The 13,631-nt window shown below is 67.7% G+C and carries 14 protein-coding genes; 12 read left to right on the top strand and 2 right to left on the bottom strand.

Translation table 11 applies throughout. The features are described 5' to 3' along the window. The first annotated feature begins 69 nt into the window (after window positions 1–69). The 9 genes from ASE66_RS09410 (at window position 70) to ASE66_RS09370 (ending at window position 9,034) form a co-directional block, all read left to right on the top strand. The gene (locus ASE66_RS09410; RefSeq protein ID WP_057189445.1) at window positions 70–1,065 is read left to right on the top strand and encodes a threo-3-hydroxy-L-aspartate ammonia-lyase; all 996 of its coding nucleotides are present in this window, start codon (window positions 70–72) and stop codon (window positions 1,063–1,065) included. Beyond that, window positions 1,062–1,457, top strand: a complete 396-nt coding sequence (locus ASE66_RS09405; protein WP_057189366.1) for a RidA family protein — start codon at window positions 1,062–1,064, stop codon at window positions 1,455–1,457. Before ASE66_RS09410 ends, ASE66_RS09405 begins: the two co-directional genes overlap by 4 nt. Before the next feature lie 169 nt (window positions 1,458–1,626). Next, complete coding sequence (gene rpsT, locus ASE66_RS09400) at window positions 1,627–1,893, top strand: 30S ribosomal protein S20 (RefSeq protein WP_057189365.1); 267 nt, start codon at window positions 1,627–1,629, stop codon at window positions 1,891–1,893. 756 nt (window positions 1,894–2,649) lie between these two features. Beyond that, window positions 2,650–4,188, top strand: coding sequence for a chromosomal replication initiator protein DnaA (gene dnaA, locus ASE66_RS09395; protein ID WP_244494846.1), 1,539 nt, complete (start codon window positions 2,650–2,652; stop codon window positions 4,186–4,188). 136 nt (window positions 4,189–4,324) lie between these two features. Further along, complete coding sequence (gene dnaN / locus ASE66_RS09390; protein WP_057189363.1) at window positions 4,325–5,443, top strand: DNA polymerase III subunit beta; 1,119 nt, start codon at window positions 4,325–4,327, stop codon at window positions 5,441–5,443. 15 nt (window positions 5,444–5,458) lie between these two features. Then, a complete protein-coding gene (gene recF, locus ASE66_RS09385; RefSeq protein WP_057189362.1) occupies window positions 5,459–6,586 on the top strand; it encodes a DNA replication/repair protein RecF in 1,128 nt (375 codons plus the stop codon). 71 nt (window positions 6,587–6,657) lie between these two features. After that, a complete protein-coding gene (locus tag ASE66_RS09380) occupies window positions 6,658–7,977 on the top strand; it encodes a methyl-accepting chemotaxis protein (protein ID WP_057189361.1) in 1,320 nt (439 codons plus the stop codon). An 87-nt stretch (window positions 7,978–8,064) separates the two neighbouring features. Continuing rightward, on the top strand, window positions 8,065–8,679 hold the full coding sequence (locus ASE66_RS09375; protein WP_057189360.1) for a LysE family translocator: 615 nt from the start codon (window positions 8,065–8,067) through the stop codon (window positions 8,677–8,679). Window position 8,680: 1 nt separating this feature from the next. Further along, window positions 8,681–9,034 carry a cupin domain-containing protein gene (locus tag ASE66_RS09370; protein WP_057189359.1) on the top strand — a complete coding sequence of 118 codons (354 nt, stop codon included), beginning with the start codon at window positions 8,681–8,683 and terminating at the stop codon, window positions 9,032–9,034. Between the two features lie 7 nt (window positions 9,035–9,041). Here the strand turns inward: ASE66_RS09370 and ASE66_RS09365 are convergent, their stop codons facing one another. Both ASE66_RS09365 and hrcA read right to left on the bottom strand, forming a co-directional pair. Beyond that, on the bottom strand, window positions 9,042–9,650 hold the full coding sequence (locus tag ASE66_RS09365; protein ID WP_057189444.1) for an ankyrin repeat domain-containing protein: 609 nt from the start codon (window positions 9,648–9,650) through the stop codon (window positions 9,042–9,044). A 44-nt stretch (window positions 9,651–9,694) separates the two neighbouring features. After that, window positions 9,695–10,777, bottom strand: a complete 1,083-nt coding sequence (gene hrcA / locus ASE66_RS09360) for a heat-inducible transcriptional repressor HrcA (RefSeq protein WP_057189358.1) — start codon at window positions 10,775–10,777, stop codon at window positions 9,695–9,697. Window positions 10,778–10,913: 136 nt separating this feature from the next. On the opposite strand from hrcA, the gene rph reads away from it, so the two are divergent. From rph to hemW, 3 genes are read left to right on the top strand one after another with little or no spacing between them, the layout of a single operon-like run. Then, window positions 10,914–11,630, top strand: coding sequence for a ribonuclease PH (gene rph / locus ASE66_RS09355; RefSeq protein WP_057189357.1), 717 nt, complete (start codon window positions 10,914–10,916; stop codon window positions 11,628–11,630). A 4-nt stretch (window positions 11,631–11,634) separates the two neighbouring features. Beyond that, window positions 11,635–12,282, top strand: coding sequence for an RdgB/HAM1 family non-canonical purine NTP pyrophosphatase (gene rdgB, locus ASE66_RS09350; RefSeq protein WP_057189356.1), 648 nt, complete (start codon window positions 11,635–11,637; stop codon window positions 12,280–12,282). Continuing rightward, window positions 12,279–13,481 (top strand): radical SAM family heme chaperone HemW, encoded by a 1,203-nt coding sequence (gene hemW / locus ASE66_RS09345; protein WP_057189355.1) that lies wholly within the window; start codon window positions 12,279–12,281, stop codon window positions 13,479–13,481. Before rdgB ends, hemW begins: the two co-directional genes overlap by 4 nt. The last annotated feature ends 150 nt before the right edge of the window (window positions 13,482–13,631 follow it).

The following is a 13,631-nucleotide window of genomic DNA, read 5'->3' as shown; positions in this document are numbered from 1 at the left end:
TCTTTCACTTGAAAGCGCAGCGGCGCTGCTGACACCATGCGGCTTGTCTTGAAGCACGCAGGATTCGTCATGACCGCCGCAGCCCGCTCCACCGACGGCATCGCACTGCCGACCTATGCCGACGTCGAGACGGCGGCCAAGCGCATTGCCGGCGTCGCCCACCGCACGCCGGCGCTGACCTCGCGCACGGCGAACGAGCGCACCGGCGCCAATCTCGTCTTCAAGGCCGAGAACCTGCAGCGCATGGGCGCCTTCAAGTTCCGCGGCGGCTACAATGCGATCGCGGCGCTCACGCCCGAACAGCGCAAGGCCGGCGTCCTGACCTACTCCTCCGGCAACCATGCCCAGGCGATCGCCTATGCCAGCAAGCTGCTCGGAGCGCCGGCGACGATCATCATGCCGCTCGACGCGCCGGCGGCGAAAGTCGCGGCGACAAAGGGCTATGGCGCCGAGGTCGTTCCTTACGACCGCTATACCCAGGACCGGCTCGAGCTCGGCAACAGGCTGGCGGCAGAGCGCGGGCTGATGCTGATCCCGCCCTATGATCATCCCGAGGTTATCGCCGGCCAGGGCACGGCGACGAAGGAATTGATCGAGGACGCCGGCGAGCTCGATGTGCTGCTGGTCTGCCTCGGCGGCGGCGGGCTTTTGGCTGGCGCGCTGCTCGCGGCAAAGGCGCTCAACCCGGGCTGCAAGGTCTATGGCGTCGAGCCCGAGGCCGGCAATGACGGCCAGCAGTCGCTGCGCAAGGGCGAGATCGTCAAGATCGACGTGCCCAAGACCATTGCCGACGGCGCGCAGACGCCCTTCCTCGGCGACTACACCTTCCCGATCATCCGCGATCTCGTCGAGGATATCGTCACGGTGCCGGATGCGGCGCTTATCGCGGCGATGCGCTTCTTCGCCGAACGGATGAAGCTCGTGGTCGAGCCAACCGGCTGCCTCGCCGCGGCCGCCGCCTTCACCGGCGCCGTGCCGGTCGAGGGCAAGCGCGTCGGCGTCATCATCAGCGGCGGCAATGTCGACCTCGCCAGCTTCGCGCGCTTCATCGGCGAGAGCGCATGAGCAAGATCGAGACGATCCTCTCGCCGGAGGTGCCGGCGCCGGCGGGGCATTACTCGCAAGCGGTCGCCTACAAGGACCTGGTCTTCGTCTCGGGCCAGCTTGCGCCGCAGCCCGACGGCAGCCACACCGCCGGCGAGCCCTTCGCCGTACAGGCGCGCCAGGCGCTCGACAATCTCCTGGCGGTGCTCGCCGCCGCCGGCTGCGGCCCGGCCGATGTACTCAAGGTCACCGCCTATCTGGTCGGCGCCGCGCATTGGCCTGAGTTCAACGCGATCTATGCCGAGGTCTTCGGGCCGCACAGACCGGCGCGCGCGGTCGTTCCGGTAGCGGAACTGCACCATGGGTATCTCGTCGAGATCGAGGCCGTGGCGGTCCGCAACAAGGCGGGTTGAACGTGTCGGCGATTCCACCGTTGACGCCGCGCGCCGCAGGAACTATAGGGTCGGGCCTCGCGGCGGTCTTGCTCCGGCAGGACCGTCGCTCGCATTTTCACCTGAAGGTTCGTGGTCGTGCCAGCCGGCGATAGCCAGGCGCTCACCGCGATGAGGACGAGGACAGACCATGGCCAACACGACTTCGGCCAAGAAGGCCGCACGCAAGATCGTGCGGCGCACTGAAGTGAACAAGGCGCGCCGCAGCCGCGTGCGTACCTATCTGCGCAAGGTCGAGGAGGCGATCGCTTCCGGTGACAAGAGCGCTGCCGCCGCCGCGCTGAAGGCTGCCCAGCCAGAGATCATGCGGGCCGCGCAGAAGGGCGTGGTTCACAAGAACACCGCCTCGCGCAAGGTTTCGCGACTGGCTCACCGCGTGGGCGCGCTGGCTTCCTGATCGCCGTTCAGCAGAACGGATTTCATGACGTTTACAACCCGGCCGAAAGGCCGGGTTTTTGTTTGTCGGCCTACCGACTCGGGCAGGCTCCGATGCTGCGGCGCAACACCCGCTGTCAACGCAGATTCCGCAATCTTTCCACTGCTTTACCGGCTTGACACCAGCCCGGTTTTAGAGGTCGAAAATCGTCCCGAACGGGACTTTGGACCGCACAAAATTCCTCCATATTTTTCATCATCTTAGTGGGCAAAGCAATTCAGTTGAAGGAATCGCCGGGGCCCGGATGGGGCGGGGGGCGGCCCACGAAAAAAAAGATTCGGAGCCGGCACGAGACTCCCCCGGTAAAGAAAAGCTTAACTTCCCCAACTGATTGCGAGGCACATTCCGGTAGGTCAGACACCTGTCGGAATGCCCCCGAGCCACGAAGCCGGCTGAGGGGGATATTGCCCCCGTTCGAGGCGGCCCTGTAAGGTCCTTTTCATCGGCGGGCGGACAGCGATGTCCACCCGGCTCTCCACAGAATTGTTAATGGTTTTGACTTACAACCGAAAGGGGTTGGAAGAATGCGTTTGTTTATCGTGAAGATTTAAAAACGTTGAAATGACGAGCGGCCGCGGCCGGATTTTCGAGCCAGGCGGCATTACCACGAAAAGCGTTGGGGTGACCTTGCTTCACGGCGCATGCCGGCGGAGAGAGCCGCGCTTTTCCTGAAAACCAGATAACGCACAACCTCCCTTCGCAGGTGGCGAAGTGCGCATGACCATGAACGGGGCAATTGGAATGTTCGAGCGGATCGAGACCGGCAATCTGGTCGAGGCGACGACTTCTCCGGCGCTGAAGGGGCTCACCCTCGGTGAGACCGTGAGCGTTGCCGGAATCAAGGAACGGTGGGACAGGGTCCGCCGGCGCCTGCGCGCCGAACTCGGTGAGGACGTGTTCTCGAGCTGGTTCGCCCGCGTCGAGATCGGCGCGATCGTCGATGGCGTCGCCCACCTCACCGTGCCGACCCGCTTCCTGAAGAGCTGGCTCGAAGCCCACTATGCCGAGCGCCTGCGGGCGCACTGCATGGCCGAGCTCGATGCGCCCAACGGGGTCGCCCTCGCCGTGCGCCAGGTGGCGCGCGAAAGCGCCGAGCCCTGCCAGGACCTGTCGGCCCAGCGGGGCCGCCCGGCCCAGGCCCGCATCGCCACCGCGACGGCAGAGATCGCTCCCGCCTCGGCGGCCGCCCAGCCCAGCGAGCGCGATCCCATGGACGCCTGCGGCACGCTGCTCGACCGCCGCATGACCTTCCAGAGCTTCGTCGTCGGCAAGTCGAACGCGCTTGCCTTCGCCGCGGCCGAGCGCATCTCGGCGGCCCCGGCCGGCGCGACGCCCTATAACCCGCTCTACCTCCATGCCGGGGTCGGCCTCGGCAAGACCCATCTGATCCAGGCGATCGCCCAGGATGCGCGCCAGCACGGCAAGCGCGTCGCCTATTTCACCGCCGACCGCTTCATGTACGGCTTCGTCGCCGCGCTGAAGTCGCAGACCGCCCTCGCCTTCAAGGAGAAGCTGCGCGGCATCGACCTCCTGATCGTCGATGACGTCCAGTTCATCCAGGGCCGCTCGATCCAGCAGGAGTTCGGCCACACGATCAACGCGCTGATCGACGCCGGCAAGCAGATCGTCGTCGCCGCCGACCGGCTGCCCGCCGATCTTGAAGCGCTCGACGAACGCATCCGCTCGCGGCTCGCCGGCGGGCTCGCCGTCGAGATCGGCGAGCTCGACGAGGCGCTGCGCGCCAAGATCCTGACCATCCGTCTCGACGGGCTGAAGGCCGCTCATCCGAGCTTCCACGTCAATCCGGACGTGATCGCCTATGTCGCCAAGGTCGTCGCCACCAATGGCCGCGATCTCGACGGCGCCGCCAACCGCATCCTGGCCCATGCGACGCTGACCGGCGCGAGCGTGACGATGGAGACCGCCGAGGCGGCGATCCGCGACCTCGTGCGGACGCGCGAGCCGCGCCGGGTCAAGATCGAGGACATCCAGAAACTGGTCGCGACCCGCTACAATGTCAGCCGCGCCGACATCCTGTCGGAGCGCCGGACCGCGGCGGTGGTCAAGCCGCGCCAGATCGCGATGTATCTCGCCAAGGCGCTGACGCCGCGCTCGCTGCCTGAGATCGGCCGCCGCTTCGGCGGGCGCGACCACACCACCGTGCTGCATGCGGTGCGCAAGATCGAGAAGGCGATCGTCGAGGACCGCCTGCTCCATGACGAGGTCGATCTCCTGAAGCGCATGCTGCAGGAGTGAGGCCGGATCGCCTTCATTGCGTTAGCTGTGGCCGCCGGCCTTCGCGCCCTTGCGCGCGGGCCGGCCGTCCGGCAATGTCGCGGGCCACCTTTCTGCCTGCCGGCTCGCCGCGGGCGCCAGCATGCCAGAAGACGCCATGAAGGTTACGGTCGAACGCTCAACGCTCCTGAAGTCGCTCGGGCATGTCCATCGTGTCGTCGAGCGGCGCAACACGATCCCGATCCTGTCGAACCTGCTGCTGCGCGGCAGCGAGGACGGGCTGAAGCTGAAGGCGACCGACCTCGACATCGAGGTGGTCGAGACCGTGCCGGCCGATGTCGTCGAGCCCGGCGCGACCACGGTTCCGGCCCACACCCTCTACGACATCGTCCGCAAGCTGCCTGATGGCTCGCAGGTCTCGCTGGAGACCACCGGCGAGACCGGCCAGATGGTGCTGCGCTCGGGCCGCTCGCGCTTCACCCTGCAGACGCTGCCGGAAAGCGATTTCCCGGACATCACTGCCGGCGAGATGGCGCATCGCTTCGTGCTGCCGGCCGGCGAGCTCAAGCGGCTGATCGACAAGACCCAGTTCGCGATCTCGACCGAGGAGACGCGCTACTATCTCAACGGCATCTATCTGCACGCGATCGACGTCGACGGGCGCCCGGTGCTGCGCGCGGTCGCGACCGACGGCCACCGCCTCGCCCGCGTCGATACCGCCGCCCCGCAGGGTTCGCTCGGCATGCCCGGCGTGATCGTGCCGCGCAAGGCCGTGGCCGAGATCCAGAAGCTGCTGGAGGACGGCGAGAGCGAGGTCCAGGTCGAGCTCTCGGCCACCAAGATTCGCGTCGCCACGGCCGAGGTCGTGCTGACCTCGAAACTGATCGACGGCACCTTCCCCGACTATCAGCGCGTCATTCCGTCGGGGAACGACAAGCTGCTCACCGTCGACCGGAGCGATTTCGCCGCTTCCGTCGACCGCGTCTCGACGATCTCGTCCGAGCGCGGCCGCGCCGTGAAGCTCTCCATGGCCGATGGCCGGATGACACTCTCGGTGACCAACCCCGATTCCGGCTCGGCGACCGAGGAGATCGAGGTCGACTATGATGCCGGCCCGCTCGATATCGGCTTCAACGCGCGCTATCTGATGGACATCGCCGCCCAGCTCGACGGCGACACCGCCCTGCTCAAGCTCGCCGATCCCGGTTCGCCGACGGTGATCCAGGACCGCGAAGGTGCATCGGCGCTCTATGTGCTGATGCCGATGCGGGTCTGATCCCGCGAGAGCGTCTTGACCGCGGTCGCCCGCCTCACCCTGCAGAATTTCCGCTCCTATCCGGCCCTCGATCTTGCGATCGAGGGCCGGCTCGTTGCGTTGTGCGGCGAGAACGGCGCCGGCAAGACCAATCTGCTGGAGGCGCTCTCGCTGTTCGCGCCCGGCCGCGGGCTCAGGCGCGCCGATCTCTCCGACATGGTGCGCCAGCCCGGCGATGGCGGCTTTGCCGTCTCGATCGGGCTCGGCGATGACGGGGCGAGGCTCGGGATCGGCCTGGAGCCGCCGGACGCCGAGGGACGGCGGGCGCGGATCGCCCGGATCGACGGCGTCTCGGCCGGCTCGGCCCTCGCCTTCAGCGATTATGTCAGGCTGGTCTGGCTGACCCCCGATCTCGACGGACTGTTCCGCGGCTCGGCCGGCGATCGCCGCCGCTTCCTCGACCGGCTGGTGCTGGCGGTCGATCCCGGTCACGGCACACGCTCGAACGCGCTCGAAAAAGCGCTGCGCTCGCGCAATCGCATCCTCGAGGAAAGCCCGCACCAGCAGCGCTGGCTCGATGCGGTCGAGCGCGAGGTCGCCGAGCTCGGCGTCGCCGTCGCTGCCGCGAGGGCCGAGACGGTGGCGCGGCTCTCCGCCATCATCTCGCAGACCGCGGACGAGGCCTCGCCCTTCCCGCAGGCCGACATCGCGCTGGAGGGCGAGATCGACGCGCTGGTCGCGAGCCTGCCGGCGCTCGACGCCGAAGACCGCTATCGCGAGCTGCTGGCTGCGATGCGCCCGCGCGACAAGGCGGCCGGGCGGACGCTCACCGGGCCGCAGGCCTCCGATCTCGCCGTGCGCCATGCCGCCAAGGACATCCCGGCCGGGCAAGGCTCGACTGGCGAGCAGAAGGCGCTGCTGATCGGCCTCGTGCTCGCCCATGCGCGCCTGGTCGCGACGATGAGCGACCTGCCGCCGCTCGTCCTGCTCGACGAGGTCGCCGCCCATCTCGACCCGCGCCGGCGGGCGGCGCTGTACGGAACGCTGGCCGAGCTCGGCTGCCAGGTCTGGATGACCGGCGCCGACCCGGCCCTGTTCGGCGATCTCCCCGCTGGAGCGCAACGCTTCCTGGTCACGCCGGGCGAGGTCCGGCAAGCGTCCTAGCGACAGCGGCGCGCGGCGGCGGAGCCTTCAGGTATGAAGGCGGTTAACTATTTTGAGCGACGCTCCCTGCGATGCATCCCTCGCAACCGTCCTTCACGGAGGCCGAAGCTGCGATCGCCAGCCGCCTGCTGACGATCCTGGAGCCGCATTTCGACGCCTCGGTACGCAAACTCTATGTCAAGACGTTCGGCCGCGACCTCGACCAGCTCGATATCTTCACCGACGAGCAGCTGAAGTACCGCAAGCTGTTCAAGCTCGAATTCGACGAGCGCTACCGGCTGGCGAAATTGCGCATCGTCGGCCGTGCGAATGATCGCGACATCCTGCTCGCCGACTATCCGCAGTTCTTCATCGAGGATTTCTCGAATTTCCTCGCCATCCTGGTCGCACGCTGGAAGCGGCGCTGGGGGCCGGTCGACGTGGCGCTGCGCGTGTTCACCAAGATCATGCTGACCGACATCTCCTATTCGCTCGCCTGTTTCGACGAGGCGCTCGAAAGCGACGTCAACGACCGCCTCGGCGCGCTCGAGAACGCCTTTCGCGACGGCATCGCCGAACGCATCTCGACGATCGAGGCCAGCATGGGGGATGTCGCTGGGTTCTCGGGCCAGCTCTCGACCAAAGCCAGCGCGACGCTGTCGGCTCTCGCCGGCACGCAGGAGCGGCCGGAGCAGGTCGCGGCCTCCGTCGCCGACATCGTCGCGGCGACGCGGCAATTCGAGCTCGCCAGCGCGCGCATCTCACAGGAGACGGCCGGCGCCAGCCGCGCCACGCAGGCTGCAAACGCCGAATGCCATGCGATTACCGGCAGCGTTGCCCTGCTGCAGCAGGCAAGCAACCGCATCGGCAGCCTGGTCGAACTGATCCGCAGCCTCGCCGCACAGACCAATCTGCTGGCGCTCAACGCGACCATCGAAGCGGCCCGCGCCGGCGAGGCGGGCAAGGGCTTCGCCGTGGTCGCGGCCGAGGTCAAGTCACTCGCCACAGCGACCAACAATGCGACGCAAACCATCCGTCACGGCGTCGGCGAGGTCGTCGATGCCGGCCGCGCCATCGGAGAAGCGGTGGGCGGGCTCGGACAGACCATGCAGACCCTGCAGGACAGCGCCAACATCGTCGCCGAGTCCGTTGCGGGGCAGGCCAGCCATATCCGCTCGATCGCCCAGCAGGCAGAAAGCTCGTCTTCGGGGGTCGATGCCATCGCGCGCCATGCCGCGCTCGTCGAGGCGCTCGCCAGTGAAGCTGCTGCGCTTGCCCGGCAGGTCGACGATCGGGTCCGGGCGACCTCGTCGCAATCGCAGGCGCTGGAACAGTCGATCGGTGATTTTCTCGGCTCGGTCGCGAAGGCACGCGCCGAGAGGCGGCGCGGGCGAATCCGCCAAACCGGCTGATCCCTCCCATCACGCAAGGCGATGGGACACGTCTGGCTCAGGCTGCTAGTCTGAGCGCAACAGGCCGATATGAGGGAGCAGCGCCCAATGGATCTCGCCGGGCTTCTGGTTTTCGCCGGTGTCTATTTTCTCGCCGTCGCCTCGCCGGGGCCGGGCATCGCCGCGATCGTGGCGCGCTCGCTCTCGACCGGGTTCCGCCGCGCCGTGCCTTTCGTGCTCGGCATCGCCGCGGCCGACCTGATCTGGCTGACCTTCTCGGCGCTCGGCCTGACGCTGTTGATGCAGAGCTTCCACGGGCTCTTCCTGGCGATCAAATATGCCGGCTGCGCCTATCTCATCTATCTCGCCTGGAAGCTCTGGACCGCGCCGGTGAAGAGCCTGGTGGACCAGCCGGCGGCGCGCGGCGAGGGCCTGCGCCTCTTCTTCGGCGGCGTCGCGCTGACGCTAGGGAACCCCAAGGTGATGGTGTTCTTCGTCTCGATCCTGCCGCTGGTCGTCGACCTCAAGGCGTTGACTCCGCTCGCCTTCGTCGAGGTCGCCGTGCTGACCATGCTGATCATCAACACCACCCTGCTCGGCTATGCCTACGCTGCCGACCGGGCGCGGCGGCTGGTCGCGAGCCCCACGACCATGCGCCGGATCAACCGCATCACCGGCGGGGTGATGGCGGGCGCTGCGGCGGCAATCGCGGCGCGCGGCTGAGATGACGGACGAAGCTGCAGCCCCGCGCATCATCGCGCGCGAGGACTGGACCGAAACGGCCGGCGCCTGGCATGGCGAGGTGCAGGGCTTCGGCGGCGAGGTCTCGCTGATCTTCGTTCGGGCCGAACCAGGCAAGGGACCGCGGCTGCACAGCCATCCCTATCCCGAGACCTTCATCGTGCGTGCCGGGCGAGCGCTCTACACGATCGGAGATCAGGAAATCGAGGCCGGCCCCGGGCAGATCCTGGTCGTGCCGGCCGGCGCGCCGCACAAATTCCGCAGCCTCGGGCCGGAGACGCTCGAATCGATCGACATCCACGCCAGCGAGCGCTTCGTCACCGACTGGCTGGAATAGGCCGGCCTCAGCGCCCGCCGGCGGCTGCGATCAGCTTCGCGACTTCGCTCTGGCCGCGCTTGCGGGCATGCTGGAGCGGGCTGACGCCATCCTTGTCGGCGAGGTTGGGGTTGGCCCCGGCATCGAGCACGAGCCTGGCCACCTCTCGATGACGCGGGCCGCCATCGCCGAGAATCACGATCTCCAGGAGGCAGGTCCAGCCGAGATTGTTGACGTGGTTCACGTCGATGCCTGACGTCAGCAGCAGCTTCGCGGTCTCGACATGGGCGCGCTCGCAGGCCGGGATCAGCGCATTGCCGCCATAGCGGTTGCGCAGTGAGAGATCGGGCTTGAGCGGCAGCATCGCCGCGATGATCTCGGTGCGGCCGCTGGCGCCGGCGAGCAGCCAGGGCGTGTCCTGGTTGGCGGCCTGGGCGTTGGGGCTCGCTCCCGCCGCGAGCAGCGCCTTGGCGATGGCGACATGATTGCCGGCGACGGCGAGCAGCAGCGGGGTCTGCTTCTGTCCGTCGCGTTGTTCGAGATCGGCACCGGCCGCGATCAGCCGGTTCACGACGGGAAGATCGCCGCGGCCCGCGGCTTCGAGCAAGCCGGTTTGAGCCTCTCCCGTTCCCGTCATCAAAAACACTCCCGCCAGGATCGCGGCGGCACGCAGCAGCCGCCTCACCGTCCGCTGTCGAGCAGGCGCCCGACCACCTTGGCGGTATAATCGACCATCGGCACGATCCGGGCATAGTTCAACCGGGTCGGGCCGATGATGCCGACGACGCCGACGATGCGCTGGCCGCCATCGCGGAAGGGCGCGGCGATGATCGACGAGCCCGACATCGAGAACAGGTTGTTCTCCGAGCCGATGAAGATGCGCACCCCGTCACCGGCCTCGGCCCGCGAGAGCAGGTCGATCAATTCGGTCTGCGTCTCCAGATCGGCGAAGAGCAGGCGAATGCGTTCCAGATCCTCCTGCGCGTTCAGATCCTCGAGCAGATTGGCCTGGCCGCGCACGATCAGATGCCGGTCGCCGGAGGGGCCGGAACTCGTCGCAATGCCGCTTTCAACGAGGCGCGCCGTCAACTCGTCGAGCTCGCGCTCCATCAGCGTGCGGCTGTCGGCGATCTCGCGGCGCAGTTCATCCAGCGTCTTGCCGACGATGCGGGCGTTGAGGAAGTTGCCGGCTTCGACCAGCGCCGAAGCCGGCAGGCCGGGCGGCAGCGCCAGGATGCGGTTCTCGACCGTGCCGTCATCGGCGACGAGCACGGCGAGCGCGCGGCCGGCGTCGAGCCGGACGAACTCGATATGGCGCAGCCGGGCATTGGCCTTGGTGGTGACGACGACGCCGGCGCCGCGCGACAGGCCGGAGAGCAGGGCGGAGGCCTCGGTCAGCGTCTGGTCGAGCGAGCGATTGCTGGCGGCGGCCCTGATCTGCGCCTCGATGCGCGAGCGTTCGTCCAAGGTGAGGTTGCCGACCTCCATCATGCCGTCGACGAAGAAGCGCAGGCCCCGCTCTGTCGGCAGACGGCCCGCCGAAGTATGCGGCGCATAGATCAGGCCCGCCATCTCCAGATCGGTCATGACATTGCGCACCGTCGCCGGCGAGAGCGCGATCGGCAGCAGGCGGGCGATGTTGCGCGAGCCGACCGGCTCGCCGGTGGTCAGGTAACCATCGACGATCTGCCGAAAAATCTCGCGCGAGCGCTGGTCGATCTCGACCAGGCCGCCGGGAGACTCCGGGCGGGTATGGGCGCTCATCGCCTCGTGAACAGCCTCGTGACCATGCCCCATTGTCCCCGGCACAGGCGGCCGGATCAAGCCCTTGCGCGCCCTCGCCTTGCCGCTATCCGGTTAAACGCCTACAAGCCGCGCATTCAGAAGACAGGATGACACGATGAGACCCTCGAAGCGCGCAGCCGACGAGATGCGCAAGGTCACGCTGGAACGCGGCGTTGTGCGCTATGCGGAAGGGTCGTGCATGGTGACCTTCGGCGAGACCAAGGTGCTCTGCGCCGCGACTGTCGAGGAAAAGGGGCCGCCGTGGCTGCGCGGCACCGGCAAGGGCTGGGTCACCGCCGAATATTCGATGCTGCCGCGCGCCACCCATGAGCGCACTCGCCGCGAGGTCACCTCCGGCAAGCCGTCCGGCCGGACGCAGGAGATCCAGCGCCTGATCGGGCGCTCGCTTCGCGCCGTGGTCGACCTGACCGCGATCGGCGAGCGCCAGATCGTCGTCGACTGCGACGTGCTGCAGGCCGATGGCGGCACCCGTACCGCTTCGATCACCGGCGCCTGGGTCGCGCTGCACGACGCGCTGAAATGGATGGAGGGGCGCGGCCTGATGAAGGGCGCCAATCCGTTGAAGGACCATGTCGCGGCAATCTCCTGCGGCATCGTCGCCGGCAACCCCGTGATCGATCTCGACTATGTCGAGGATTCCGGCGCGCAGACCGACGCGAATTTCGTCATCACCGGCGCGGGCGGCCTCGTCGAGGTGCAGGGTACGGCCGAGGGCGCGCCGTTCTCCGAGGAGGAACTGCTGGCCCTGCTGAAGCTTGCCAAGGGCGGTGTCGGCAAGCTGGTGGCGCTGCAGAAGGCTGCGGTGGCCTGATCTGATGAGCGCGAACCGTCCCCTCACCGGCAAGGTTGTGATCGCGACCCATAATCAGGGCAAGCTGCGCGAGATGCGCGAGCTGATGGCGCCCTATGGGATCGAGCTGGTCTCGGCCGGCGAGCTTGGCCTGCCGGAGCCGGAGGAGAACGGCCACATGTTCGCCGAGAACGCCGCGATCAAGGCGGTCGCGGCGGCTGAAGCGTCCGGCCTGCCGGCGCTGGCCGACGATTCCGGCGTCTGCATCGACGCGCTCGATGGCGCGCCCGGCCTGTTCTCGGCCAATTGGGCCGGTCCGGGCAAGGATTTCGCCCCGGCGCTGGCCCGCGTCCAGATGGAGCTCGGCAAGCGCGGCGCGACCACGCCCGAGCAGCGCAAGGCGCATTTCGTCTCGGCGCTGGTGATCGCCTGGCCGGACGGGCATCAGGAACTGTTCGAGGGCCGCGTCTTCGGCACCATCGTCGATGCGCCGCGTGGGTTGTCCGGCTTCGGCTACGACCCGGTCTTCCAGCCGGCCGGCCATGCCAAGACCTTCGGCGAGATGAGCGCCGAGGAAAAGCACGGCATCCCGCAGGACGGCTCGCCCGGCTTGTCGCACCGCGCTCGCGCCTTCCATGTGCTGGCCGCCGCCTGCCTGAGGAAGCCAGGTTGAGCCCTTCGGCCGCCCTTGCCGCGCGGCCCGGCGTCCCGGCGCATCCGACCGCGGCTGCTGGCTTCGCCGTCTATGTGCATTGGCCGTTCTGCCTGGCCAAATGCCCCTATTGCGACTTCAACAGCCATGTTCGGCATCAGCCGCCGGACCAGGCGCGCTATATTGCCGCCTTCCGCCGCGAGATCGCCCAGCGTGCCGAGCTCGCGCCGGGTCGCACGGTCTCCTCGATCTTCTTCGGCGGTGGCACGCCCTCGCTGATGGATGGAGCCACCGTCGGCGCGATCCTCGATGCGATCGGAGAGCATTGGGCGGTTGACCCGAATTGCGAGGTCTCGCTGGAGGCCAACCCGACCAGCGTCGAGGCCGGTCGCTTCCGCGATTTCCGCGCGGCGGGCGTCAACCGCGTCTCTCTCGGCGTCCAGGCGCTGAACGATGCCGACCTGAAAGCACTCGGCCGGATGCATTCGGCCCAGGAAGCGCTCGATGCGGTCGCGATCGCCCGGCGCTATTTCGAGCGCTACTCCTTCGACCTGATCTATGCCCGCTCGCCGAACCAGACACCGGCGTTGTGGCAAGCCGAGCTGGAGCTGGCGATCAGCCACGCCGCCGAGCATCTCTCGCTCTACCAGCTCACCATCGAGCCCGGCACGGCCTTCGACCAGCTCTTCCGCGCCGGCAAGCTCGCCATTCCCGATCCCGATGCGGGCGCGGCGCTGTACGAGCTGACGCAGGAGATCACGACCAAGCACGGGCTGCCGGTCTACGAGATCTCGAACCATGCCCGGCCGGGCGCGGAATGCCGGCACAACCTGGTCTATTGGCACTATGGAGAATATGCCGGCGTCGGCCCCGGCGCCCATGGCCGGCTGGTGACCGCCGACGGCCGCTACGCGCAATCGACCGAGAAGCGGCCCGAGGCATGGCTGGAGCGGATCGAGGCCGGCGGTGACACGCTGGTCGAGAACGAGCGCCTCTCGACCGAGGCGCAGGGCGACGAATACCTGCTGATGGGCCTGAGGCTCGTCGAAGGCATCGATCTCGACGTGTTCGAGGGGCTGGCCGGCCGCAAGCTCAACGGCAACCGGATCGGCAGCCTGATCGCCGAGGGCTTCCTCACTCGTAAGCCGAACGGCCGCCTCGCCGCGACGCCGGAAGGGGCGCTGCTGCTCGACGCACTGGTCGCCGATCTGGCGGCCTGAGCGGAAATCGCAGTCCCGATCGCCGGACTCGATATCATTAAACCGATTTAGGTCATTGAGAAGCACTGTTGGGACAAGGCTCGTCATGACGATACGGCAGCCTGCCGTCACGTCATCGCCGCAATCGGCGCTCCCGATGGCCGGGTAAGA

The organism is Allobosea sp. Root483D1 (assembly GCF_001429505.1).
Taxonomy (GTDB): domain Bacteria; phylum Pseudomonadota; class Alphaproteobacteria; order Rhizobiales; family Beijerinckiaceae; genus Allobosea.
This window is presented reverse-complemented; position numbering and strand designations above follow the sequence as displayed.